The 24,512-nt window shown below is 31.9% G+C and carries 27 protein-coding genes and 2 other annotated features; of the genes, 25 read left to right on the forward strand and 2 right to left on the reverse strand.

The window, feature by feature from the left end; all coding sequences use genetic code 11:
- Positions 1-141 precede the first annotated feature (141 nt).
- From yihA to KA833_RS08315, 8 genes are all read left to right on the forward strand, one after another.
- Positions 142-729 carry a ribosome biogenesis GTP-binding protein YihA/YsxC gene (gene yihA, locus KA833_RS08280; RefSeq protein ID WP_046207659.1) on the forward strand — a complete coding sequence of 196 codons (588 nt, stop codon included), beginning with the start codon at positions 142-144 and terminating at the stop codon, positions 727-729.
- Positions 730-878: 149 nt separating this feature from the next.
- Positions 879-2,213: a glutamyl-tRNA reductase gene (hemA, locus tag KA833_RS08285; protein ID WP_046207658.1), complete on the forward strand. Its 1,335-nt coding sequence runs from the start codon at positions 879-881 to the stop codon at positions 2,211-2,213.
- Positions 2,214-2,234: 21 nt separating this feature from the next.
- Entirely contained in the window at positions 2,235-3,074 is an 840-nt protein-coding gene (locus KA833_RS08290) for a cytochrome C assembly family protein (RefSeq protein WP_064208860.1), read from the forward strand.
- A gap of 49 nt (positions 3,075-3,123) precedes the next feature.
- Positions 3,124-4,050 (forward strand): hydroxymethylbilane synthase, encoded by a 927-nt coding sequence (gene hemC, locus KA833_RS08295; RefSeq protein ID WP_210128501.1) that lies wholly within the window; start codon positions 3,124-3,126, stop codon positions 4,048-4,050.
- A gap of 18 nt (positions 4,051-4,068) precedes the next feature.
- The gene (locus tag KA833_RS08300; protein WP_046207656.1) at positions 4,069-4,755 is read left to right on the forward strand and encodes a uroporphyrinogen-III synthase; all 687 of its coding nucleotides are present in this window, start codon (positions 4,069-4,071) and stop codon (positions 4,753-4,755) included.
- On the forward strand, positions 4,745-5,722 hold the full coding sequence (gene hemB, locus KA833_RS08305) for a porphobilinogen synthase (protein ID WP_046207655.1): 978 nt from the start codon (positions 4,745-4,747) through the stop codon (positions 5,720-5,722). The genes KA833_RS08300 and hemB overlap by 11 nt, the downstream gene beginning before the upstream one ends.
- 14 nt (positions 5,723-5,736) lie before the next feature.
- The gene (hemL, locus tag KA833_RS08310) at positions 5,737-7,020 is read left to right on the forward strand and encodes a glutamate-1-semialdehyde 2,1-aminomutase (protein WP_046207654.1); all 1,284 of its coding nucleotides are present in this window, start codon (positions 5,737-5,739) and stop codon (positions 7,018-7,020) included.
- Between the two features lie 224 nt (positions 7,021-7,244).
- Positions 7,245-8,327, forward strand: a complete 1,083-nt coding sequence (locus KA833_RS08315) for an AbrB family transcriptional regulator (protein ID WP_064208863.1) — start codon at positions 7,245-7,247, stop codon at positions 8,325-8,327.
- A 354-nt stretch (positions 8,328-8,681) separates the two neighbouring features.
- On the opposite strand, the gene KA833_RS08320 is transcribed toward KA833_RS08315, so the two are convergent.
- A complete protein-coding gene (locus KA833_RS08320) occupies positions 8,682-9,260 on the reverse strand; it encodes a DNA-3-methyladenine glycosylase I (RefSeq protein WP_046207652.1) in 579 nt (192 codons plus the stop codon).
- A 58-nt stretch (positions 9,261-9,318) separates the two neighbouring features.
- Positions 9,319-9,559: a binding site (T-box leader), on the forward strand.
- A gap of 40 nt (positions 9,560-9,599) precedes the next feature.
- Between KA833_RS08320 and KA833_RS08325 the strand changes: the two genes are divergently transcribed.
- The 7 genes from KA833_RS08325 (at position 9,600) to radC (ending at position 17,686) form a co-directional block, all read left to right on the forward strand.
- On the forward strand, positions 9,600-12,230 hold the full coding sequence (locus tag KA833_RS08325) for a valine--tRNA ligase (protein WP_210128448.1): 2,631 nt from the start codon (positions 9,600-9,602) through the stop codon (positions 12,228-12,230).
- An 11-nt stretch (positions 12,231-12,241) separates the two neighbouring features.
- Entirely contained in the window at positions 12,242-13,504 is a 1,263-nt protein-coding gene (locus KA833_RS08330; protein ID WP_064208865.1) for a bifunctional folylpolyglutamate synthase/dihydrofolate synthase, read from the forward strand.
- 189 nt (positions 13,505-13,693) lie between these two features.
- A complete protein-coding gene (locus tag KA833_RS14100) occupies positions 13,694-14,395 on the forward strand; it encodes a prepilin peptidase (RefSeq protein ID WP_481906379.1) in 702 nt (233 codons plus the stop codon).
- Between the two features lie 125 nt (positions 14,396-14,520).
- A complete protein-coding gene (locus tag KA833_RS08340) occupies positions 14,521-15,369 on the forward strand; it encodes an aldo/keto reductase (RefSeq protein ID WP_107365351.1) in 849 nt (282 codons plus the stop codon).
- 233 nt (positions 15,370-15,602) lie between these two features.
- Positions 15,603-16,424: a squalene/phytoene synthase family protein gene (locus KA833_RS08345; RefSeq protein WP_046207647.1), complete on the forward strand. Its 822-nt coding sequence runs from the start codon at positions 15,603-15,605 to the stop codon at positions 16,422-16,424.
- A gap of 157 nt (positions 16,425-16,581) precedes the next feature.
- On the forward strand, positions 16,582-16,791 hold the full coding sequence (locus tag KA833_RS08350; protein WP_210128449.1) for a hypothetical protein: 210 nt from the start codon (positions 16,582-16,584) through the stop codon (positions 16,789-16,791).
- Positions 16,792-17,008: 217 nt separating this feature from the next.
- Positions 17,009-17,686: a RadC family protein gene (gene radC, locus KA833_RS08355; protein ID WP_070039347.1), complete on the forward strand. Its 678-nt coding sequence runs from the start codon at positions 17,009-17,011 to the stop codon at positions 17,684-17,686.
- A 411-nt stretch (positions 17,687-18,097) separates the two neighbouring features.
- On the opposite strand, the gene KA833_RS08360 is transcribed toward radC, so the two are convergent.
- Positions 18,098-18,277, reverse strand: coding sequence for a hypothetical protein (locus tag KA833_RS08360; RefSeq protein WP_019468500.1), 180 nt, complete (start codon positions 18,275-18,277; stop codon positions 18,098-18,100).
- Between the two features lie 146 nt (positions 18,278-18,423).
- On the opposite strand from KA833_RS08360, the gene KA833_RS08365 reads away from it, so the two are divergent.
- The 10 genes from KA833_RS08365 (at position 18,424) to ruvA (ending at position 24,481) form a co-directional block, all read left to right on the forward strand.
- Positions 18,424-18,882: a DUF4930 family protein gene (locus KA833_RS08365; RefSeq protein ID WP_046207927.1), complete on the forward strand. Its 459-nt coding sequence runs from the start codon at positions 18,424-18,426 to the stop codon at positions 18,880-18,882.
- A gap of 67 nt (positions 18,883-18,949) precedes the next feature.
- Entirely contained in the window at positions 18,950-19,108 is a 159-nt protein-coding gene (locus KA833_RS08370; RefSeq protein ID WP_164987239.1) for a hypothetical protein, read from the forward strand.
- Between the two features lie 462 nt (positions 19,109-19,570).
- Entirely contained in the window at positions 19,571-20,413 is an 843-nt protein-coding gene (gene mreC, locus KA833_RS08375; protein WP_046207926.1) for a rod shape-determining protein MreC, read from the forward strand.
- Positions 20,413-20,937 (forward strand): rod shape-determining protein MreD, encoded by a 525-nt coding sequence (mreD, locus tag KA833_RS08380; RefSeq protein WP_046207925.1) that lies wholly within the window; start codon positions 20,413-20,415, stop codon positions 20,935-20,937. Before mreC ends, mreD begins: the two co-directional genes overlap by 1 nt.
- Positions 20,938-20,966: 29 nt before the next feature.
- Positions 20,967-21,040 (forward strand) — a sequence feature (ribosomal protein L21 leader region).
- 12 nt (positions 21,041-21,052) lie between these two features.
- Entirely contained in the window at positions 21,053-21,361 is a 309-nt protein-coding gene (gene rplU / locus KA833_RS08385) for a 50S ribosomal protein L21 (RefSeq protein ID WP_046207924.1), read from the forward strand.
- Positions 21,362-21,363: 2 nt separating this feature from the next.
- Positions 21,364-21,684 carry a ribosomal-processing cysteine protease Prp gene (locus KA833_RS08390; RefSeq protein WP_046207923.1) on the forward strand — a complete coding sequence of 107 codons (321 nt, stop codon included), beginning with the start codon at positions 21,364-21,366 and terminating at the stop codon, positions 21,682-21,684.
- 11 nt (positions 21,685-21,695) lie between these two features.
- Positions 21,696-21,980: a 50S ribosomal protein L27 gene (gene rpmA, locus KA833_RS08395; RefSeq protein ID WP_019468507.1), complete on the forward strand. Its 285-nt coding sequence runs from the start codon at positions 21,696-21,698 to the stop codon at positions 21,978-21,980.
- A 129-nt stretch (positions 21,981-22,109) separates the two neighbouring features.
- Positions 22,110-23,399, forward strand: coding sequence for a GTPase ObgE (gene obgE, locus KA833_RS08400; RefSeq protein ID WP_046207922.1), 1,290 nt, complete (start codon positions 22,110-22,112; stop codon positions 23,397-23,399).
- 11 nt (positions 23,400-23,410) lie between these two features.
- Positions 23,411-23,866: an ACT domain-containing protein gene (locus KA833_RS08405; RefSeq protein WP_046207921.1), complete on the forward strand. Its 456-nt coding sequence runs from the start codon at positions 23,411-23,413 to the stop codon at positions 23,864-23,866.
- Between the two features lie 12 nt (positions 23,867-23,878).
- Positions 23,879-24,481 (forward strand): Holliday junction branch migration protein RuvA, encoded by a 603-nt coding sequence (gene ruvA, locus KA833_RS08410; RefSeq protein ID WP_210128450.1) that lies wholly within the window; start codon positions 23,879-23,881, stop codon positions 24,479-24,481.
- The last annotated feature ends 31 nt before the right edge of the window (positions 24,482-24,512 follow it).

Consider the following 24,512-nt stretch of genomic DNA (forward strand, 5'->3'; position numbering starts at 1 on the left):
AGACTAAAAGGCTGAGACATTATAAATGTGTCTTAGCCTTTTTCTTTTAAAATGGAATATAAATCATATAAAAATACATATAAATAAGTGAAATTGTGTAATATAATAATGAAGTGACTTTAATAGAAAAGAGGGTCGGTAATGAAAATAAATCCTAATGAAATAGAATTATTAATCAGTGCGGTAAAGCCTGAACAATATCCTGAAACTGGTTTGAGCGAGGTAGGACTCAGTGGTCGTTCCAATGTTGGTAAATCATCTTTTATTAATAGTATGATTGGACGTAAAAATATGGCACGAACTTCACAACAACCAGGTAAAACACAAACGCTCAATTTTTATAATATTGATAATCAACTGGTATTTGTAGATGTGCCAGGTTATGGTTATGCTAAAGTGAGTAAAAAACAACGTGAAGCGTTTGGAAAAATGATTGAAAAATATATTTCTCAGAGAACGTCTTTAAAACTTGTCATTCAGCTTGTTGATTTGAGACATAATCCTACAGAAGATGATATTTTAATGTATAACTATTTGAAGTATTTTGATATTCCGACATTAGTAGTTGCTACAAAAGAAGATAAAATCGCTAAAGGTAAAGTACAGAAACATTTAGCCAATGTCCAGCGAAAACTTGAAATGGAACCTGAAGATGAAATTATCAGTTATTCTTCTATCCAAGCGAATAAGCAACAACAAGTATGGGATATAATTGCAAAATATATATAGAATGTTGAGAAAACGGTTAAAGCCTATAAATTATGACAACTATTTGAATGTAGATTAGAATATTTCTAATTTACGTGTGCAATATGCTTAACTCAAATGATAATTGTGTTATAATTTAGTTATTGTAATATGTATGGAGGGCGTTATAAATGCATTTAATTGCGATAAGCATTAATCATCGTACAGCAGATGTAGCACTAAGAGAACAAGTTGCTTTTAAAGATGATGCCATACGTTCAGCCAATGTTGATTTATTCGAAACTAAATCTATTTTAGAAAATGTAATATTATCAACTTGTAATCGCACAGAAGTATATGCTGTTGTTGATCAAATTCATACAGGTCGCTATTATATTCAACGTTTTTTAGCGAGAAATTTTGGGTTTGATGTTGAAGAGATTAAAGAAATGACTGAAGTAACTGTGGGGGACGCAGCAGTAAGACATTTATTGCAAGTTACTTCAGGCTTAGATTCTGTAGTGTTAGGAGAAACTCAAATTCTTGGACAAATTAGAGATGCATTCTTTATTGCTCAAGAAGAAGATACAACTGGTACTATATTTAATCATCTGTTTAAACAAGCGATTACTTTTGCGAAAAAAGCGCATAATGAAACGGATATTGCAGATAATGCAGTTAGTGTTTCATATGCAGCAGTTGAACTTAGTAAAAAAGTATTTGGCAAAATTAATAATAAAAGTGCTTTGATTATTGGTGCAGGGGATATGAGTGAGCTATCACTCTTGAATTTGATAGGTTCAGACGTAACTGATGTAACCATTGTTAATAGGACTGTGAGTAAAGCACAGAAATTAGCAACTGCACACAATGTTAAATATGAATCTATAGAGGCACTACCACAACTTTTGGCACATGCGGATATTGTGATTAGTTCAACGAGTTCAGATGAATATATCATTACAAATAGCATGATGGCTACGATTCAATCACAACGGAAAAATGATTCTCTCGTGTTGATAGATATTGCGGTTCCAAGAGATATTGAACCAGGCATAGATACGATTCAAGATGTTTTTAATTATGATGTTGACGATTTGAAAGGTTTAGTAGACGCGAACCTAAAACAACGTCAAAATGCTGCTGATGAAATTTTACAAAGAATTCCAGCAGAAATTGATGCACATAATGAATGGGTTAATATGTTAGGTGTTGTTCCTGTTATTCGCGCGCTTAGAGAAAAAGCGATGGATATTCAAGAAGATACAATGAGTAGTATTGATCGAAAACTCCCTGGATTAACAGAAAGAGAACGTAAAGTGATATCAAAACACACTAAAAGTATCATAAATCAAATGTTAAAAGATCCTATTAAGCAAGCAAAAGAGTTGAGTAGTGACAAAAAAAGTAACGAAAAATTAGAGCTATTTCAAAACATTTTTGACATTGAAGCTGAACAAGCCTATAAACCAAAAGAGAAAAAACGCAATGTAACAACAACAAGTCAAATTTTTAGTTTTGAATAAGTAAATGCAAATGGTGATGATATGCAAGAATTTTCGTTCATTAGATTAAATGAACTTATATTATTAATTTATTTATTTAGCATTGCTTGTTATTTTTATGATTTTTTGAAAAAGCATCATAGAGTTAAAATGATTGGTTTTGTTTCATTGGGGATTGTTTGGATGTTACAAACAATCTCTTTATCTTTATATGTAAATGTAACGAAACAAATTCCATTAGGTAATATATTTGATGTGTTTTTTGCTGTAGCATGGCTTATTATTTCTATTTCCATAGTAATCAATGTGATAAAACAAATAAACTTATCTATATTTTTATTTAATATGATTGGTTTTTTATTTATTGCAATCAATACGTTCCAACCTATGCATTATCAAAGCACTGGTGAAAAACTCAATATTATCAATGAATTGCTTATTGTGCATATAAGTTTGGCGGTAATTAGTTACGCATTATTTGCCTTTGCGTTTGTAAATTGTATCTTATATTTAATACAATACAATAATTTGAAGCAAAAACGGTTTGACCAGAAATATTTTAGAATAGGTAGTGTAGCTACGCTTGAACAAGTGGTATTTTACAGTAGTTTAATTGGTTTCATATTCATCATATTAAGTATTGTATTAGGTGCACAATGGGGGTTTAATACATTAGGGGTAAATATCATTGTAGACCCTAAAGTTATTATGTCTTCAATCATAACATTATTATATGGAATTTATTTAATTTTTAGAGTTAAAAAAATGCTAACAAAGCACAAATTAATTTATTTTAATATCATATTGTTTTGTCTTAGTATGATTAATTTATTTTTCGCTTCACATATATCTGATTTTCATCAATGGACAGGTATTTATTGAAGTGTGATTTAGTTGAATGAATAGACTTGTTTCTAGGAGGTTGCGCATGATGCGTAAATTAGTAGTAGGTTCACGAAGAAGTAAGTTAGCTTTAACACAAAGTAGACAATTTATTGATAAATTAAAAATGGTAGATCCTAGTTTAGAAGTGGAAATAAAAGAAATCGTAACGAAAGGCGATCGAATTTTAGATAAACAATTATCTAAAGTGGGCGGAAAAGGTCTATTTGTTAAAGAAATTCAAAATGCCCTATTTAATGGAGAAATTGATATGGCAATTCATTCTTTAAAAGATGTTCCAAGCGTAATTCCAGATGGATTGACTTTAGGTTGCATACCTGACAGAGAAAATCCATACGATGCATATATTGCTAAAAATCATGTTCCGCTAGAATCATTGCCAAATCAAAGTATTGTTGGTACCAGTTCGCTAAGACGTGGTGCACAAATACTTGCAAAATATCCACATTTACAAATAAAATGGATTCGCGGTAACATTGACACACGATTGAGTAAATTAAATAATGAAGATTATGATGCCATATTATTAGCTGCAGCAGGGCTAAAACGTATGGGTTGGTCAGATGATATCGTAACATCATATTTAGATGAGCATACTTTGATCCCTGCAATCGGTCAAGGTGCATTGGGTATAGAATGTCGTTCTGATGACAAGGAGCTGCTAGAGCTTCTTGCTAAAGTCCACAATGAGGATGTTGCAGAATGTGTAACTGCCGAACGTACATTTTTAGAACGCATGAATGGAAGTTGTCAAGTGCCTATAGGGGGCTATGCTAGTAAAAATAGCGATGGTACAATAGAATTTACAGGACTAATTATGTCACCTGATGGTAAAGAACGTTACGAACATACCGAGCGCGGGAATGATCCTGTTGAATTAGGTGAAAAAGTAACAGAAGTCTTAAATGCACAAGGTGCGTACGAAATAATAAAAGCACTAAACGAAGAACAATAATCGTTCGAGGTGAAAATAATGAGACCAGTTATAGTTATGACACAAACTTCTAAATTTAAACAAGATGATAAGCATATTTTACACAAGCCGTTTATAGATGTAGAACCTTTATCATTTGATATAAATTTATTAGATGTCGACTATGACTGGCTTATTTTTTCGTCTAAGAACGCAGTGAAGTATTTTCAACCATTTCTATCGCAAGTGAACGTAAAAAATTTTGCTGCAATAGGCGCTAAAACTGCAGAATATTGTAAATCATTGGGATTAGATGTATTATTTTATCCTTCAGATTATTCACAAGAAGGTTTTCTTAAATGTTTTCAAACTGCAAAAAACAGTAAAATATTGATTCCTTCAAGTGCTTATGCACGTCCTTTATTGCAGAGAAGTTTATATCAACAAGGGTATCAAGTTTGTAAAATTGATTTATACCGTCCAGTACCACATACTAAAAATATAGCAGATGTTAAACGTATGATGCGAAATAATGAGCTAGATGTCATTACTTTTGCGAGTTCATCTGCAGTAAAATATTTTTTTGAGCAAAGTGAAACACCGCGATTTAATCATTATTATGTCATAGGACAACAAACCTTAGACACGGTCAAACAATATGGTTATGATGCAACAACATCAAATATTCAAACGTTAGATTCATTAATAAATAAAGTTGAAGAAAGTTGGGAAAATGATGCAATTTGATAGACATAGAAGATTACGTAGTAGTAAATCTATGAGAGAAATGGTTCGTGAAACACATATACACAAAGAAGATTTAATTTATCCTATTTTTGTGGTAGAACGAGACAATGTTAAAGAAGAAATTAAGTCAATGCCAGGTGTGTATCAACTTAGTTTAAATCTGCTAGATGAAGAAATTAAAGAAGCATATGATTTAGGTATCAGAGGCATCATGTTCTTTGGTGTACCTAATGAAAAAGATGCCATCGGTACAGGCGCTTTTGATCATAATGGTATTGTTCAAGAAGCAACAAGAAAAGCCAAAGCAATGTACAGTGATTTACTCGTTGTTGCAGACACTTGTTTATGTGAGTATACTGACCATGGTCATTGCGGTGTTATTGATGAAAAAACAAATGATGTAGACAATGATAAATCTTTACCATTACTAGTGAAAACTGCTATTTCACAAGTAGAAGCGGGTGCTGATATCATTGCACCAAGTAATATGATGGATGGTTTTGTTGCAGAAATTAGAGCAGGTTTAGATGATGCTGGTTATTATAATATACCAATCATGAGTTACGGTATAAAATATGCTTCTAGCTTTTTCGGTCCATTCCGTGATGCTGCTGAGTCTGCACCTCAATTTGGCGATAGAAAAACGTATCAAATGGATCCAGCAAATAGAAGAGAAGCATTGAGAGAGCTAGACAGTGATTTACATGAAGGTGCAGATATGATGATAGTTAAACCGGCATTAAGCTTTTTAGACATTATTAGAGATGTGCGAAATACGACTAATGTACCAGTAATTGCATACAATGTAAGTGGTGAATATAGCATGACAAAAGCTGCTGCACTTAATGGTTGGATTGATGAAAAACAAGTTGTGATGGAACAGATGATTTCAATGAAACGTGCAGGCGCAGACATGATTATCACATATTTCTCTAAAGATATTTGTAGATATATTGATGAACAATAAGGAGGCAATTTTAAATGGGATATAATAATTCTATAGAAGCAATGAAGACAGCTGAAAATCTAATGCCAGGGGGCGTAAATAGTCCAGTTAGAGCATTTAAGTCTGTAGATACACCTGCGATTTTTATGGATCATGGAGAAGGTTCAAAAATATACGATATTGATGGCAATGAATATATTGACTATGTTCTAAGTTGGGGACCATTAATCTTAGGTCATAAAAATAAACAAGTTAATGAAAAATTACATGAAGCTGTTGATAATGGAACAAGTTTTGGTGCTTCTACATTAATTGAAAACAAGTTAGCAGAATTAGTTATTGATCGTGTACCTTCCATTGAAAAACTACGTATGGTATCTTCAGGAACAGAAGCAACATTAGATGCATTACGTTTAGCAAGAGGTTATACTGGTAGAAATAAAATAGTGAAATTCACTGGATGTTATCATGGTCATAGCGATTCGCTTTTAATCAAAGCTGGATCTGGCGTTGCAACTTTAGGATTACCAGATTCTCCTGGCGTACCCGAAGGTATTGCTAAAAATACAATATCAGTGCCATATAATGACTTGGCATCATTAAAAGTAGCTTTCGAAGAGTTTGGTGATGACATTGCTGGCGTTATCGTTGAACCAGTAGCAGGCAATATGGGTGTTGTACCACCAGTTGATGGATTCTTACAAGGTTTAAGAGATATCACAAATGAATATGGCTCATTATTAATATTTGATGAAGTTATGACTGGCTTTAGAGTAGGTTATCATTGTGCACAAGGTTACTTTGATGTGATGCCAGATTTAACTTGTCTCGGTAAGGTTATAGGTGGTGGATTACCTGCAGCAGCATTTGGCGGTAAAAAAGAAATCATGGACCATATAGCACCATCAGGTAATATATATCAAGCAGGAACATTATCAGGAAATCCGCTAGCTATGACAAGCGGTTATGAAACTTTGAAACAATTAACACCAGAGTCATATGATTATTTCAATAGACTGGGAGATATATTAGAAAGTGGATTAAAAGATATTTTTAAAAAACATAATGTACCCATAACTGTGAATCGTGCAGGTTCTATGATAGGGTATTTCCTGAATGAAGGACCGGTAACTAATTTTGAAGAAGCAAACCAAAGTGATTTAGAAATGTTTAGTCAAATGTACAGAGAAATGGCTAAAGAAGGCGTATTTTTACCACCTTCTCAATTCGAGGGGACTTTCCTTTCTACTGCCCATACAGAAGCGGACATAGAAAAAACATTAGCAGCATTTGATACTGCTTTAAGTCGTATTGTTTAATGTTAGTCATTTAAAAATTTAATGTTGGTATTTACTACTTAGCCAAATTAAACAGTATTTTAAAAGCTTCATTAACAAATATTTAATTGTACTTACTTTTTAGAGTTCTTTTTACCTTAATGGGGCGAGGATTCGAAATCAAATTAAGCATTTTGATTTCTAACTCGCTCCATTGTTTTAGTTAGACATGTATATATAACGATACTAAGGAAAGTTGTGAGCATATGAATAAGCATTTTAAAAATAATATAATCGTATTAATATTAGCGCTTATTTTTAGTTTGGCACTAAATGCTGCCCATGTTTTGCTACCATTTATGTTTGGTCCAATTATTGCTAGTATCGTTTGTATACGCTATTTACATTTAGATATAAAGTGGCCGTTTTGGTTGAGCCAAATCGGGTTAGTGCTTTTAGGTGTTCAAATTGGCTCTACGTTTACTAAAAATGTCATATTTGACATTAAAGATGATTGGCTCACGATTGTTTTAATAACAATTATGTTACTTATTTTAGCATTAATCATTGCTTATTTTTTCAAAAAAATTGCCAATGTAAATACTGAAACGGCAATTTTAAGTGTAATTCCTGGCGCTTTAAGTCAAATGTTAATAATGGCAGAAGAAAATAAAAAAGCGAATATCATGGTTGTTAGTTTAACTCAAACATCAAGAATCATTTTCGTAGTTATATTAGTGCCATTTATTTCGTATTTTTTTCAAAGCCCTGGAAATCATTCAACGTCTGGACAATCTACAGAAGTTTTGACACGGGCTTTAACAATTCCCAATATGGCTTTACTCATTATCGCAATAGTCGCTATTTATTTTGTTATGTCAAAAATAAATTTTCCAACCAAGCAATTACTTGCGCCTATCCTCGTACTGATATGTTGGAACTTAGTTACAGGCGTGACTTTCACATTAGATAATTACATCATTGCTGCAGCACAAATCATATATATGATTCGAATAGGGATACAAATAGCAAAATTACTTGACCAAATGAAAGGAAGAATTGCAATAGCAATAGCATTTCAGAATATTTTATTGATATTATTAGCATTTGTCATGGTCTTGTTTATAGCAACGGTATCTCATCATCAAGTAAATGAACTATTCCTTGGTGCTGCGCCTGGGGGTATGAGTCAAATCGTATTAGTTGCTATTGAAACTGGCGCAGATGTTGCGATGATATCTAGTTATCATATCTTTAGAATTTTCTTTATATTATTTTTAATTGCACCGATGTTAAATTATTTTCTTAAATTTAGAGAAAGTCAACGTGAAAGCAATAAAAATGATTAGCGAAATATAACTTTGTAAATCTTTTATTTTTTTACAATAATTTAATATTTAATATATTGAACAACACATTTCTGTTTGATATTATAGAAGAGAAGTACCTCCAGTACTTCATCCTTTTGACCACTCTTCGGAGTGGTTTTTATAAATTTAAATTTTCATGATTTTATGCATATCATTTATATATTTATGACATCGATTCACTTTTGAAAGATTCCTAGTTGTTTAATCTAAAAACATGAACAAAAGCTCATGCCAGACTGACGACAAAGTCTCTAATATGCTCCTCCATGTAGACATTTAAAAATAAAAACTATGAGGGAGCATGTCACTTTTTATACCAAAACTAGTTTGATGTTAATGAAAACCCTCACCGTTGTATATATTAGGATTATAAGGACATGATTGTAAGTGAGCGTTATATAGTCCTGCTGCCTCTAAAAATGAGAAGACAGTTACCGGACCTAAAAAACTAAATCCATATTGTTTTAATTTTTTAGAAAGTTCAGTTGCACGTTGATCGACTGTAATCCGTTCACTTGATTGAATATAACCTAAATCGAGTGGTTTATGATCGACATAAGACCATAAAAATTTACTGAAACTGCCGTAATCTTGCTCAATTTTGAAATAACCTTTAGCTTGATTGACAATAGCCTCTAATTTTTTTCTGTTATGAACAATATTAGGAAATGCCATTAACTTATCAATATCTTCTGAAGTCATTTTTACAATTTTAGCTGGATTGAAATTATAAAATGCTTGTTCATACGCTTCTTTTTTCTTTAAAATGGTTAACCAAGATAGACCAGCATGTTGGGATTCTAACGCCATTAATTTAAACAATTTCAAACTATCATATATAGGATGTCCCCAACTTTCATTGTGATAATTAATATATACAGGATCTGTAGTGCCAAACGCACATTCATTCATAAATTTCACTCCATTTTATTGACTTATTTTCATATCCATTATACTATAATCAAGTAAAGAAATATTGTCTAATGGGAAGAGTAAATAAGCTGAAATTTAACAGAGAGTACATGGTCGCTGAAAATGTACAGTTTAACTTATTGAAGGTAGCCCTCATTGAACTTTAGCTGAAATTTGTCAAAACAAAGATAATAAAGTAGGTTAAAGCGTGTTTGAGCGTTAATCATAATTTTAAGTGCTTGAAATTATTATGTTAATTTCTTGAATTTAGGTGGTACCACGGTAAACCCGTCCTATTTTATAGGATGGGTTTTTATTTATTTAAGGAGGATTTTAAACATGGAAATGAACCCCAAATATAATCCAAACGAAGTTGAAGCTGGGCGTTATGATCAATGGGTCAGTAATGGCTATTTTAAAGCAGCAGAAGATCATTCAAAAGAAACATATACAATTGTTATTCCACCCCCAAACGTAACAGGTAAATTACATTTAGGTCATGCCTGGGATACAACATTACAAGACATTATAACAAGAATGAAACGTATGCAAGGGTATGACACACTATATTTACCAGGTATGGATCATGCTGGCATCGCGACACAAGCTAAAGTAGAAGCGAAACTCAAAGAAGAAGGTTTATCTCGCCATGACTTAGGTAGAGAAAAATTCCTCGAAAAAGCCTGGGACTGGAAAGAAGAGTATGCTGATTTTATCAGACAACAATGGGCAAAATTAGGTTTAGGTTTAGATTATAGTAGAGAACGCTTTACGTTAGATGAAGGACTTAGTAAAGCGGTAAAAAAAGTATTCGTCGATATGTATAATAAAGGACTCATCTATCGAGGTGAATACATTATCAACTGGGACCCAGTTGCACGTACTGCTTTATCTGATATAGAAGTCATTCATGAAGATGTTCAAGGCAAGTTCTATCATTTCAAATATCCTTACGCAGATGGCAATGGGTATATAGAAATAGCAACTACGCGCCCTGAGACAATGTTAGGTGACACTGCAATCGTGGTGAATCCGAATGATGCCCGTTATAAAGATGTGATAGGTAAAACTGTAATCTTGCCTATAATTGGTAGAGAATTACCAATTCTAGCAGATGAATATGTGGATATCGATTTTGGTAGTGGTGCGATGAAAGTTACGCCATCACATGATCCAAATGACTTTGAAATTGGTAACCGTCATGATCTAGAGCGTATTACTGTTATGGATGAGTCTGGTCATATGAATGCACATGCTGGTAAATATCAAGGTATGGATAGATTTGAATGTCGTGAAGCATTAGTAAAAGATTTACAAGAACAGGATTTAGTGATTAAAATTGAAGAACATGAACACTCTGTTGGACATTCTGAACGTTCTGGTGCGGTCGTTGAACCTTATCTATCCACACAATGGTTTGTTAAAATGAAACCATTAGCAGAACAAGCGTTAAATAACCAAAAAACGGATAATAGAATTGATTTTGTACCTCAAAGATTTGAAAAAACATTTAATCGTTGGATGGAAGAAATTAGAGATTGGACGATTTCACGACAATTATGGTGGGGGCATCAAATACCTGCATGGTATCATAATGAAACAGGAGAAATTTACGTCGGTGAAACACCTCCACAAAATTCAGAAGAATGGACGCAAGATGAGGATGTATTAGACACTTGGTTCTCAAGTGCGCTTTGGCCATTTTCAACATTAGGTTGGCCTGATACTGAAAACGAAGATTTTCAACGTTATTATCCAACTAATGTACTTGTAACCGGTTATGATATTATTTTCTTTTGGGTTGCCAGAATGATATTCCAAGGACTTGAGTTTACAGGACAACGACCATTTAATGATGTGTTATTACATGGATTAGTACGTGCTGAAGATGGCCGTAAAATGAGTAAATCTTTAGGCAATGGTGTTGATCCTATGGACGTAATCGATGAGTACGGCGCAGATAGTTTAAGATATTTCTTAGCAACTGGGTCATCTCCTGGTCATGATTTACGTTATTCTACGGAAAAAGTTGAATCAATTTGGAATTTTATTAATAAAATTTGGAATGCTGCTAGATTTAGTCTGATGAATATTGGTGACAATTTCAAAGTTGAAGATGTTGACTTAACTCGTAATTTATCATTAGCAGATAAATGGATTTTAACACGCTTAAATGAAACAATAGATACAGTCACTGATTTAAGTGAACGTTATGAATTTGGAGAAGTTGGCAGAGCTTTATATAACTTTATTTGGGATGAATTCTGCGATTGGTATATAGAAATGAGTAAAATACCTATGAACGGAGAAGATGAAGATCAAAAACAAGTTACACGTTCTGTATTAACATATGTATTAGATAATACGATGAGAATGTTGCACCCATTTATGCCATTTGTAACAGAACAAATCTGGCAAAATTTACCACACGAAGGTGAAACGATTGTCAATGCAGCTTGGCCAAAATCCAATAATGAGTTAGTATTTGATGAAAGTAAAGAAACGATGCAACAACTTGTTGAAATAATTAAATCCGTAAGACAATCACGCTTAGAAGTAGATACGCCATTATCTAAAGCAATTCCAATTTTTATTCAAGCAAAAAATGAAAATATAAAAGAGACTTTATTAAATAATTCAAATTATATTGATAGATTTTGTCATCCAAGTGAGTTGATTATTAAAACTACAATAGATATCCCTGAAAAAGCAATGACATCTATTACTTCTGCTGGTGAAGTCGTATTACCATTAGAAGGCTTGATTGACATGGATAAAGAAATTACGCGCTTAGAAAATGAACTCAAAAAATGGGAAAAAGAGTTAGACCGTGTTAATAAGAAACTAGCAAATGAAAACTTTGTTAATAAAGCACCTGAAAAAATTATTAATGAAGAACGTGAGAAAAAGCAAACATATCAAGAAAAATATGATGGTGTACAAGAACGCATTAATCAATTAAAAGCATAGGAGTCCTTAACATGAATTACCTAGACAGCTTATATTGGATACATGAACGAACTAAATTTGGCATTAAACCAGGTGTTAAACGCATGGAGTGGATGCTAGATAAATTAAACAATCCACAATTTAATATCAATGGTATTCATGTCGGTGGTACAAATGGTAAAGGATCAACAGTTGCCTATTTAAGGTCAGCGCTTGTTGACAATGGATATGAAATTGGGACCTTTACATCTCCTTTTATAGAAACGTTTAATGAACGTATAAGTTTAAATGGTGTACCAATTAGCGATGATGCCATTGTAGAATTAGTTCAAAAGGTAAAACCAGTAAGTGAAGCATTAGAAGCAGAAACAGAACTTGGAACAGCAACAGAATTTGAAATTATTACAACGATGATGTTTCTATATTTTGGAGAAATTCATCCGGTTGACTTTGTAATAGTAGAAGCAGGCTTGGGTATAAAAAATGATTCTACCAATGTATTTAAACCAATACTTAGCATTTTAACAAGTATTGGTTTAGATCATGTTGATATTTTAGGCGACACATATGTAGATATTGCCAAAGATAAAGGTGCAATTGTTAAACCTGAAACACCTGTTATATATGCTGTGAAGAATGAAGATGCACTTAAAGTCATTCGTGATTTTGTAGAACAACAAAATGCAGAAGGTATCGAGTTAGATAGAGATATCAGTGTGATTTCACAAGGTGAGGAATTTACATATCGCTATAAGAATTATGAACTAGAAACGCTTATTTTGGATATGTTTGGTGAACATCAAAAAGAGAATGCAGCATTGGCAATTACAGCATTAATCGAATTAAATGAATCAGGGTTAGTGGAATTAGATTTTAACAAGATGATCAATGGGATTGAAGCAGTGCATTGGACAGGAAGAATTGAAAAGGTTAAAGATGATCCATTGATGATTATAGATGGTGCGCATAATTTAGAAAGTATAGAAGCACTCATAAAGACATTAAAAGATTATTATAAAATAGACAATGTGGACGTTTTGTATGCAGCTATTAATGGCAAACCTATCCACGCAATGGTTGATCAATTAAAAACAATTGCTTCTACAATGTATATTACCGATTTTGATTTTCCAAAAGCATGTACAAAAGAAGAAATTTATGATGAAATACGATTCGAGCAAAAAGAAACTGTAGATGATTTTGTTCAATTTATTGAAAACTATGAAGGACAAGGATTAGTCATTACAGGTAGTTTGTATTTCATTAGTGAAGTTAAAGCGAAAGTGAATTTCTAAATATTTTTATTTGAATATCATAAAGCTAGTTACTATTTTACAACTTAACCAAAGGTATTTATTGTTTTTGTTAAATAGTTAACTAGCTTTTTCTACAAATATTTACTATTCTTTAAAAAATGATATTTTTGTTAAAAAGCTAGGCTCTTGCAGGTATAATAAGCAAGAGGAGGCGATTCATTGCTGTTATTGTTTGTTGTATGTCCTGTATTATTTAGTTTTCTTTACCAGTTATGTTTTGTAGAAACTTTTAAATTAAAGTATTTGGTAAGTAGATCTAAATGTGATTTCTGTAATAAGCAATTGAGGTACAGAGATATCATACCAATATTCAGTTATATTAGACTTTTTGGAAAGGCGTCGTGCTGTAAACAAACGCTTAGTAGATGTTATATCTTAGGTGAAATATTGTCAGTAGTACCAGCACTTTATACACTATTTCATCCAAGTGTACAAGCGTTAAGTACTTTCATATGTTTATATTTATTTCTGCTTGTTTTTGCTCTCTTTGATATACAAACACTTTCTATCCCATTACATATATTTTTAATATTTGCTTTTGTTAGTGCAATAATTTTTGAGGGTCATCTTAATTATTTTGTCATTGTTACATTCTTTCTACACATATTTTATTTCTTGTTCAAACATGCTATTGGATATGGCGATATATTAATTTGTTCACTTTTATCTTACTTAATACCTTATTCCATCTTTATTAACATACTCTTTCTTACTTTCTTACTAGGCAGTGTAATTTCAACGATATTAGTGCTTCAAACAAAAAAACGAAAAATTAAAATACCACTTATCCCATTTATATATCTTGCTTTTTGTATAGAGACAGTTTTATTACATTTAAGAATTTTCGAAGTAGGATTTAGATATTTATGATTAATTTAGGCAACTATAGCGATTAAAAATGCTTAAAAGAGGGTAAAATATAAAAGTAATGATTTAAAATCAATTTAAGGTTGATTTGTAACAAAACTCACCTAATATTGAAAGGAAGTTATAAATTGAGTTTAAATAAAAAGTTTCTATTAAATGATGGTACCACATTACCTCATATAGCATTAGGTACAGTTAATATTCAAGGTGGTAAAGGTGTTAAAGAATTAGAAAATGCATTAAATCTAGGTTATAGCGTCATTGATACTTCTACTAACTACAATAATGAAGGGATGGTAGGTGAAGCTATTCGTCGTTCTAGTATTCCAAGAGAAGAAATTTATGTCAGTGCCAAATTACCAGGTTCGGCTCATGAATATGATAAGGCAATTAACTTGATACAAGAATCTCTTTATAGAACAGGTTTAGATTATTTTGATAAATATCTAGTTCATTGGCCTAATCCTAAACAAGGTAAATATGTAGAAGCTTGGCAAGCATTAGTTGATGCTCAAAAATATGGATTAATAAAATCAATAGGTGTATCTAATTTTATGCCTGATCATTTAGATGACATCATTGAGGCAACAGGAGTTACTCCGGTAACTAACCAAATAGAAATTCACCCATACTTTAATAATAGTGAATTAATTGAAGAAAATGATAAGCGTGGTATTTTATCAGAAGCGTGGAGTCCATTGGGTCGTGAGATTAATGATGTGCTAATGAATGATACAATTAAAGAAATTGCTGAAAAATATCATCGTTCTACAGCACAAGTCATTATTAATTGGGTAAACCAAAAACATGTTTTTCCTGTAGTTAAAGCATCACAATATAACCATCAACGTGATAACTTTAAATATCTAGACTTTGAACTATCAGATCAAGATATTGCTAAAATTGATGCATTAGACAAAGGTGAAAATGGTCGTGTTGAAGGACAAAATCCTTATGAATACGAAGAGTTTGTATAATAGAATTTAAAGTTACATTTAAGTACTAAAATCTTTAGAAGCTTAGTATTTTAAAAATCTGTGTTTGCTAACTCCTAAAAGCGGGCAATAGAATTGATTAATTTTAGTCGATTTTATTCTCGCTTTTTAATATATTTAAATAACATAAGTATAAATCTGCTAACAGTATAGCATATGCTATTTTAATATTTAAAAATATGATAATATCAAGAAAAGGGAGGGGAACTCATAAAATGGCAGAAAAGAAATTCCCAAAAGATGCAATGCGCGTTTTAAAAGAGACAAGCCGTACGTTTTATATTCCAATTACTTTTTTAGAAAAAGAACTAAAACATTCTGTAGCTTGTGCATATTTAGTTATGCGTGCAATTGATGAAATTGAAGATCATGAAGAAATTAGTAATGATTTAAAGTATCATATGTTAATGCAAATTAGCGATTTACTTAAAACACCTTTTGATTCAGAAAAATATTTAGAAATCATAAATCCAGTCAAAGATAAATTACCAGAGGTTACAGTAAGATTGGAAGATTGGTTGGATGCTTGCCCTGAACACACACGGTCAATCGTTAGAGAATCTTCTAGTGAAATGGCGTATGGTATGGCAAAATGGGCAAAAGCTAATTGGAGAATTAAATCTCGCGATGATTTAGATGATTATACATATTATGTGGCTGGGCTTGTAGGTGTAATGCTATCTAAACTCTGGGATGTTTGTGCAAACGTTAAAACAGATAGAGATTTAGCAATAGGCTACGGTAGAGGACTTCAGGCTGTCAACATCCTTCGTAACGAGGAAGAAGATCTTGAAGAACGTGACGTAAGCTTTGTTCCAGATGGTTGGACTCGCGCAGATTTATTTGTATATGCTGAAGAAAATTTAGCAAAAGCTGATGAATACATGAAGGCTATCAATAAAAGAACGATATTGTTGTTCTGTCGTTTACCATTAGCGTTCGCACATAAAACATTAAAAGCAATGAAAAATGGACGTGAAAAAATGACACGTGAAGAAGTTGAAAAAACAGTAGAAGAAGTTAAAAAAGAAGAGTAGTTTGATTAAAAGCATAGTTATTTTAATATGTAAGATTTTCATGTTGAAACTTACTATGCTTTTTAATTATATATAATGTATGATTTTATTTGTCGAATTTTAACGCACAATTATGAGATATCTTTGAACAGACATTAATTTAAGGATGGATTCAGTTATGAATAGAACGACACCATTAAGTTTATTAAATTTTGTATTTTTAATAATATTTGCTTTAGCATTTTTAACTAATATATTTGGGAAACTCACAATATATTTCATCATCATACTTCCTTTAATCATACTTGGATTAGGCATTTTCGTTTTAATAGATAGTTTTAGAAAATATCAGCATGATAGTAATCATTTTGATAATCATAAATTTTAATGATGCAACTGTTTCATATTGAATTAAAAATTTTTAGCTAGAAATTAACAATTATTAGATTAATGAGAAAAAAGTCTACATGAGATATCATTCGTAGTAGAATAAATACATCTCACTTTTGAAATCTTCTAAAGAATCTTATTCCAATGACATTACAAATGATTAAGTTTACCAATATTGTAATACATCTAGATTATTTCATAGGAGTTGTTATTTATTGAAAATAAATGAACTTGCAGATCATCAAAAACCAAGAGAACGTATGTTGAGTCAGGGTGCTAGGTATTTATCACATGCTGAATTATTAGCTATTCTAATTAATACAGGTAGAAAAGGTAGTTCAAGTTTAGACATAGCTAATGAATTACTAAAATCAGTAGATAATTTAAAGGAGTTAAAAGCATTATCCATTAACGATTTAAACAAAATAAAAGGTGTGGGACTGTATAAAGCACTTATATTGAAAGCAGCATTTGAATTAGGAGAGCGCATACATTCTGGAAGCGTCGATGATAAAATTCAAATCACTAGCCCTAAAGATGTGGCGGACTTTATGATGGGTCAGATGGAACACTTAAAACAAGAAAAATTTATTGTACTTTTCTTAAATTCCAAAAATATCGTTATAAAAAAGAAAACAATATTTATAGGTACGTTAAATGCTTCAATCGTACATCCAAGAGAAATATTTAGTGAAGCGATTAAATGTGCCAGTAATGCGATTATCGTTTTACATAACCATCCATCTGGTGATACAACACCTTCAAATGAAGATATTAAAACCACCGAAAGACTTAGAGAATGTGGACAACTTTTAGGTATTGATTTATTAGACCATGTCATTATAGGAGACCATGAATATTTAAGTATGGTAGAAGAAGGATATTTTGATTAAACTGTGTTAGTTTAAATGGAGTTAATATTGCTGATGATATTGAATGGCTCTGTCATTATATACTAAATAGTTATTTTACATCCGAGACATCAAATTAGCTGGTTAAGCAGTAGGCAATATACTTTTAGTTGCGCTATTATTACCTGTGATTTATTAAATGCAAATGATTAAAATGATTATAATGCATTTATATAGTACTATTTTGATTTTGACGGTTGGCGGTACAGTTTCATCAACGCGTCTTAATTTTTGAAAGATTAGGATTATTCATTTTTAGTACGGTCGTCGTTAGATTAATTTGGGCGTTATTATTGTGTGCTTGTTATTAATGTAAGCGTGTAATTGCGAAAACAGTCATATGAATTAAAAAAAGGCGCTTATTGGACATCAATGTCTATAAGCGCTAAAATTTTAATTTATAAAACTGAAAAATTGATTATAATTTTCCATTAACCAAAGAATGCCTTGGTATCCTAGGTAAATACATAATACAATTATGCCAACATAGATTAAAAATCTTAAAATAGATAAACCTACTCTAAATAATAAGATAACTAAGAGTGCAAGCAGGATTATAGATAAAATACTCATTGTCTATTCACTCCTTTTAATATAGTTTAATATTAATGCATGAAACATACATCGGTCTATAGTTAAAATATAAATACACCTATAGTCTGATGATAAACTTTATTGAACATACTATAATTTTGATGAATAAAATAGGAGGATGGTTCATGCGTTTCATATTTAGCATTATAAAGAATATTATAGCTATTATTGCCATTATAGTAATTGTATTTTTCGCACTCAAATACGCGCCTTTTTTAAAAGACCAAGATTGGAATCCAATGCACAATGATGAATCATCCTTAAATAATAGCGCAAATAAAGGGCATCTAACAGGTGGACAAAGATATTCAGTGGAAGATAATGATATTTTAAATAACGTTCCACTTAGTCAAACGAAGAATATGTTTAATTGGATTGATAAACGAGAGTTTATGTCAGTAACTGGTATTGAAAGAATGGGATATAACGACTCTTATTTGGCTGGGCAACGTGGCGATGAATTTATTATATATAAATTTGGTTCTGAATCTATGAGAGTTTATAAAACTGAAATAGAGATGAATCAAGACCTTAATCAATTAGGTGAACATATAGAATTAAAGCCAGCATCAAATTATGAGTAATGGATTTGAATTCTTTTAATAAATAAGTTAGCCTTATATAAGTAATAAGAAAAGGTTGGTGTTTATAATGAGTGAAAAATCTAATGAAAAAAAAGCAGACGAACAAGCAAAAGCACAAAATTTATTTGCACGTTGGCGTAAAGAAGAAACGCTTTATAAAGAAGATGAAAAAGAATCTAGTAAGTCTAACGACTCTAAAACATCATCAGATGAAGAAAAAAATTAGATTTATTTAATCAAGTACTAAAAGTTAATCGAATGTGTATGTAAGAGCAGTTTACACTGCTTCTAAGCATTTCTTAGATTTTTAAAAATAAATAGGATAAATAAGCAGGACGAGTTTTAAAGTCGATTTGGATATGATTGATTTTGACTCGTTCTTTTTTTATGCGGTTGGATATTTATTGAAATGAATAATGGGTTACCTTGACGTTATTTTTAGTTGCCTATTATAAAAATTAATTGATGTGTTAAAATCAATACTAAATAATACACTATTCTATATAATTACTGCTATAATACAAGTTATCACAATGTTTGAATATAAAATATAATAAACTTATCTTCATATTTGAATCCGTAAATAAATTTTGTTCTATATTCTTTATGTTCGTGCTTTATTTCGTTTTAGTAGTAATATAAAATGATAAGAAGAAGATAAAATAGTTGGTTAATAGAGGTGTTTAGGTTGTCAAAGTTTTTTAGAAACAACAAATTGATTGTTATATTATGTGCAATCATTGTGTTTATAGCCTTGATTGGTGTGTCATTACGCTCACAATCACAATCACATGTTGAACAATATGTGGGAGATACGGTTGCTTTTGGCCAAAAAGCTGTGAGTTATCCAGTCCACTTTGTTACTGGATCTATCAATAGTATTTTTTCTAATGGCGACTCCAAAAAGCAATCAAGTGAAATAAAACAGTTAGAAGCAGAAAATCAAAGGTTAAAATCAGAAAATAAAAAGTATAAAAAAGAATTAGATATTGAAGATATATCTAAATTTGATCCAATTTCAAGCACAGTTCTTTCAAGAAATCCTGATCAGTGGATGAATACATTAGTGATTAATCAGGGTGCAAAAGATGGCATCAAAAATAATATGGCAGTAATGACTTCTGATGGATTAGTTGGACGTATCTCTAAAGTGAATCAATTCTCTTCACAAGTAGATTTAATATCAACAAATACAAGGGCGAATCGCTTATCTGTCAATATTCAACATGATGACAAAAATGTGTTTGGTCTCATAGACCATTATGATGCTAAAACTGAAGAGCTAGTAATATCTGATATAAACAATAAAGACAGTATTAAAAAAGGAGATAAAGTAGTTACAAGTGGATTAGCTGATCAGCTTCCAACAGGGTTATACATAGGTGAAGTAGCAAAAGTTGAAAATGATGAGTATGGCTTATCTAAAGAAGTTAGAGTGAAAACTGGTACTGATTTAGCTGATTTAAGCCATGTTTATGTTGCTAAAAGAGACCCTAATACGGTGCCTGATACTGAAAGTGGTGATAATTAATGCGTACGTTTTACTACTTTCTTATTGGTATCATTCTTTTTTATATTGATACTGCAATTGCACTAGTGATACCTATGCAAATTTCTGGAAATGAAATCATCTTCGTGCCTCATTTAACGATAATGTACATCTTAATCATGAGTGTCTATAGAGGTTTTGGTGTAGCAATGGTTTTCTCAATTGTCTTAGGATTAATTACCGATTTATATTATGGAAGTTTTTACGGACTATATTTATTTGGTTATATTTTATTAGTTGTCATCATGGATTTTTTCTTCAAAGTATTTTATCGAGATCATTCGATGCTATTTACAATCGTATTGTTGAGTACACTCGTGTTAGAAATTTATGTAGCAATTATATATAGTGCTTTAGGATTAGTTCAATTTAATTTATTTGAATTTGTGATTTTTAGAATGTTACCGACGTTTATACTAAACTTTATTTTATTAATTATTTTGTATCCGCTAATAACAAAATTTCTCAAAAAAATCCAATTGAAGATTGACAGTAAAAGATTGTAATGCTAAAATGCAGTAGTTGAGTAGTTTCTAGCTACATACAACCGCTCAAATTCAGGTTCAAGTACAGTGATGTCACCTGATTTTGGCGTGACTTAAATTATAGGAGGTGCAAAGTATGTTTGCTATTATTGAAACAGGTGGAAAACAAGTAAAAGTTGAAGAAGGACAAGAAATTTTCGTTGAAAGATTAGACGTAAATGAAGGTGATTCTTTCACTTTTGATAAAGTATTATTTGTAGGTGGAGATTCAGTTAAAGTTGGTGCGCCAACAGTTGAAGGTGCAACAGTTACTGCTACTGTAAACAAACAAGGTCGCGGTAAAAAAATTACTGTATTCACTTATAGACGTCGTAAAGACTCTAAACGTAAAAAAGGTCATCGTCAACCATACACTAAATTAACAATCGACAAAATCAACGCATAACTATGATTAATGTAGATGTTACATTAAATGATTCGGGCCAAGTAACAGACGTTGTCATGGATGGTCATGCCGAACATGGTGAGTATGGTTATGACATTGTATGTGCAGGAGCATCTGCAGTTATTTTCGGTAGTGTTAATGCTATAATGGGATTAACAACCGAGAAACCCGACATTGACTATAGTGATGACGGTGGATACTTCCATGTTAGAAGTGTCGATACACATAACGAAAAAGCGCAATTAATTCTTCAGGCAATGTTAGTCTCTTTGCAGACAATTGAAGAAGAATACAAAGAAAATATTAGATTAAATTATAAGTGAGGTGCAACCAAATGTTAAAATTAAACTTACAGTTCTTCGCATCTAAAAAAGGGGTAAGTTCTACAAAAAACGGACGTGACTCTGAATCAAAACGTTTAGGTGCTAAGCGTGCGGATGGTCAATTCGTTACTGGCGGTTCTATTTTGTTCCGTCAACGTGGTACTAAAATTTATCCTGGTGAAAATGTTGGTCGTGGTGGCGACGATACATTATTCGCTAAAATCGACGGCGTTGTAAAATTCGAACGTAAAGGTCGAGACAAAAAACAAGTATCTGTATACGCAGCTGCTGAGTAATTTTTGTTAATGTTAACACCAGAAGTGATGACTTCTGGTGTTTATTTTTGTCTTTATTTTCTAGTTATCTAGAAAATGCTATAATATACAAGATATGTAAATTAAATTTAGTAAAAAAGAGGTGAAATCATGTTTGTTGATCAAGTTAAAATATCACTTAAAGCTGGTGATGGTGGTAATGGCATAACTGCATACAGAAGAGAAAAATACGTACCATTTGGTGGACCAGCTGGTGGTGACGGTGGTAACGGAGCTTCAATTGTGTTCGAAGTAGATGAAGGTCTAAGAACGTTATTAGATTTCAGATATCAAACACATTTCAAAGCTAAAAGAGGTGAAGGTGGCCAAAGTAGTAATATGCACGGGAAAAACGCTGAGCATTTAGTATTAAAAGTGCCACCAGGTACAATCATTAAAAGTGTTGAAACTGAAGAAGTATTAGCAGATTTAGTAGAGAATGGACAGCGTGCTACAGTTGCTAGAGGCGGTCGTGGTGGTCGTGGGAATTCACGCTTTGCTTCTCCACGAAACCCTGCACCAGATTTTAGTGAAAATGGTGAACCAGGTGAAGAAATTGAGGTTACTTTGGAATTAAAACTACTTGCAGATGTTGGTTTAGTCGGTTTCCCAAGTGTTGGGAAATCTACATTACTATCAACAGTTTCTAAAGCAAAACCAAAGATTGGAGCTTATCATTTTACGACTATTAAACCTAACTTAGGTGTTGTCTCTACCAAAGATCATCGAAGTTTTGTGATGGCGGATTTACCTGGTCTTATACAAGGCGCTTCTGAAGGTATCGGATTAGGTCATCAGTTTTTAAGACACGTTGAGAGAACCAAAGTAATTGTGCATATGATTGATATGAGTGGTTCAGAAGGTCGAGATCCTTACGAAGATTATCAAATTATTAATGAAGAATTAAAAGCTTATGAACATAGATTAGAAGATCGACCACAAATAGTTGTTGCTAATAAAATGGATATCCCCGATGCAGAAGATAATCTAACTATTTTTAAAGAACAATTAAATGATACCAGTGTACGTATTATTCCGTTGTCTACAGTAATGCACGACAATATTGATGAATTATTATATGCTATTGCTGATACACTAGAAGAAGTTAAAGATGTAGATTTTAATAAGGAAGAAGATTTGGGTGTTAATAGAGTTGTCTATAAACACACGCCTAGCCAGGATGCATTTACGATTACAAGAGACGATGATGCTGCTTACGTAGTGAGTGGTAAAGCCATAGAAAGAATGTTCAAAATGACTGACTTTAACAGTGATCCAGCCGTTAGACGTTTTGCGCGTCAAATGCGTTCAATGGGTATTGACGATGCACTACGTGAACGTGGTTGTGAAAATGGAGATATTGTAAGAATACTTGGTGGAGAATTTGAATTTGTTGAATAGGAGTGCTTGATATGGACAAAAATGAAAATAAAAAGTTTTATTTAATTCGTGAAGATGTTTTACCTGAATCAGTGGTTAAAACCTTACAAATCAAAGAAGTTTTGAAAAATGACCCATCATTGTCCATATTTGAAGCAGTGAAGCAATTCGATTTATCCCGCAGTGCGTTTTATAAATATCGAGACACGATATTTCCAGTTGACGAAAAATTAGAGGAAACAAGAGAGTTTACATTGATATTGTATGTAAATGACATCATAGGTATGTTAGCTAAAGTTTTAAATACACTTTCTAAATTAGATTTGTCAGTGCTGACGATTCATCAAAGTATACCGATGGACGGTAGAGCTACCATTACACTATCATTAGATGGTAAAGACACAGATTTAGAAATAGATGAAGTTATAAATTCATTGAAAAAGATTGAACATATTTCTAATGTTGAACTCATTAGTATGACTATATAAGGAAGTGTGACTGTGTACGCATATATTAAAGGAACTTTAACTATTTTAAATCCTACTCATGTAGTGTTAGAAGCTTCAGGTGTAGGTTATGAGATTCAAACGCCAAACTCATATCGATTTCAAAAATATAAAGATCAAGAGATTTTGATCCATACTTCATTGATTGTAAGAGAAGATGCTCAGCTGCTTTATGGCTTTATTAATCAAGAGGAAAAAGACATGTTCTTAAGTTTAATTAAAGTGACAGGCATCGGTCCTAAATCAGCATTAGCAATTTTAGCTAGTAGCTCACCAAATGAAGTGAAAGTTGCAATTGAGAATGAAAATGATGCTTATTTAACAAAATTCCCAGGTATAGGTAAAAAAACAGCGCGTCAAATTGTTTTAGATCTTAAAGGTAAAGTACAAATAACTGAGGAAGATAGCAGTCACTTATTTAATGTAGAACATGATGATCAGCAAAATTCTGCTATTGTTAAAGAAGCGTTACTAGCTTTAGAAGCGCTAGGTTATTCTAAGAGAGAGTTAAATAAAGTTGAAAAAACTTTAAATAAAGAATCTTTTGACTCAATAGACGATGCAGTGAAGCGTGGTTTACAATTGCTCATAGCTTAAGTTTGTTGAAATTTTAAGAAGGGGGAATTAC

Source organism: Staphylococcus sp. GDY8P67P (assembly GCF_017892545.1).
Classification (GTDB): domain Bacteria; phylum Bacillota; class Bacilli; order Staphylococcales; family Staphylococcaceae; genus Staphylococcus; species Staphylococcus ureilyticus.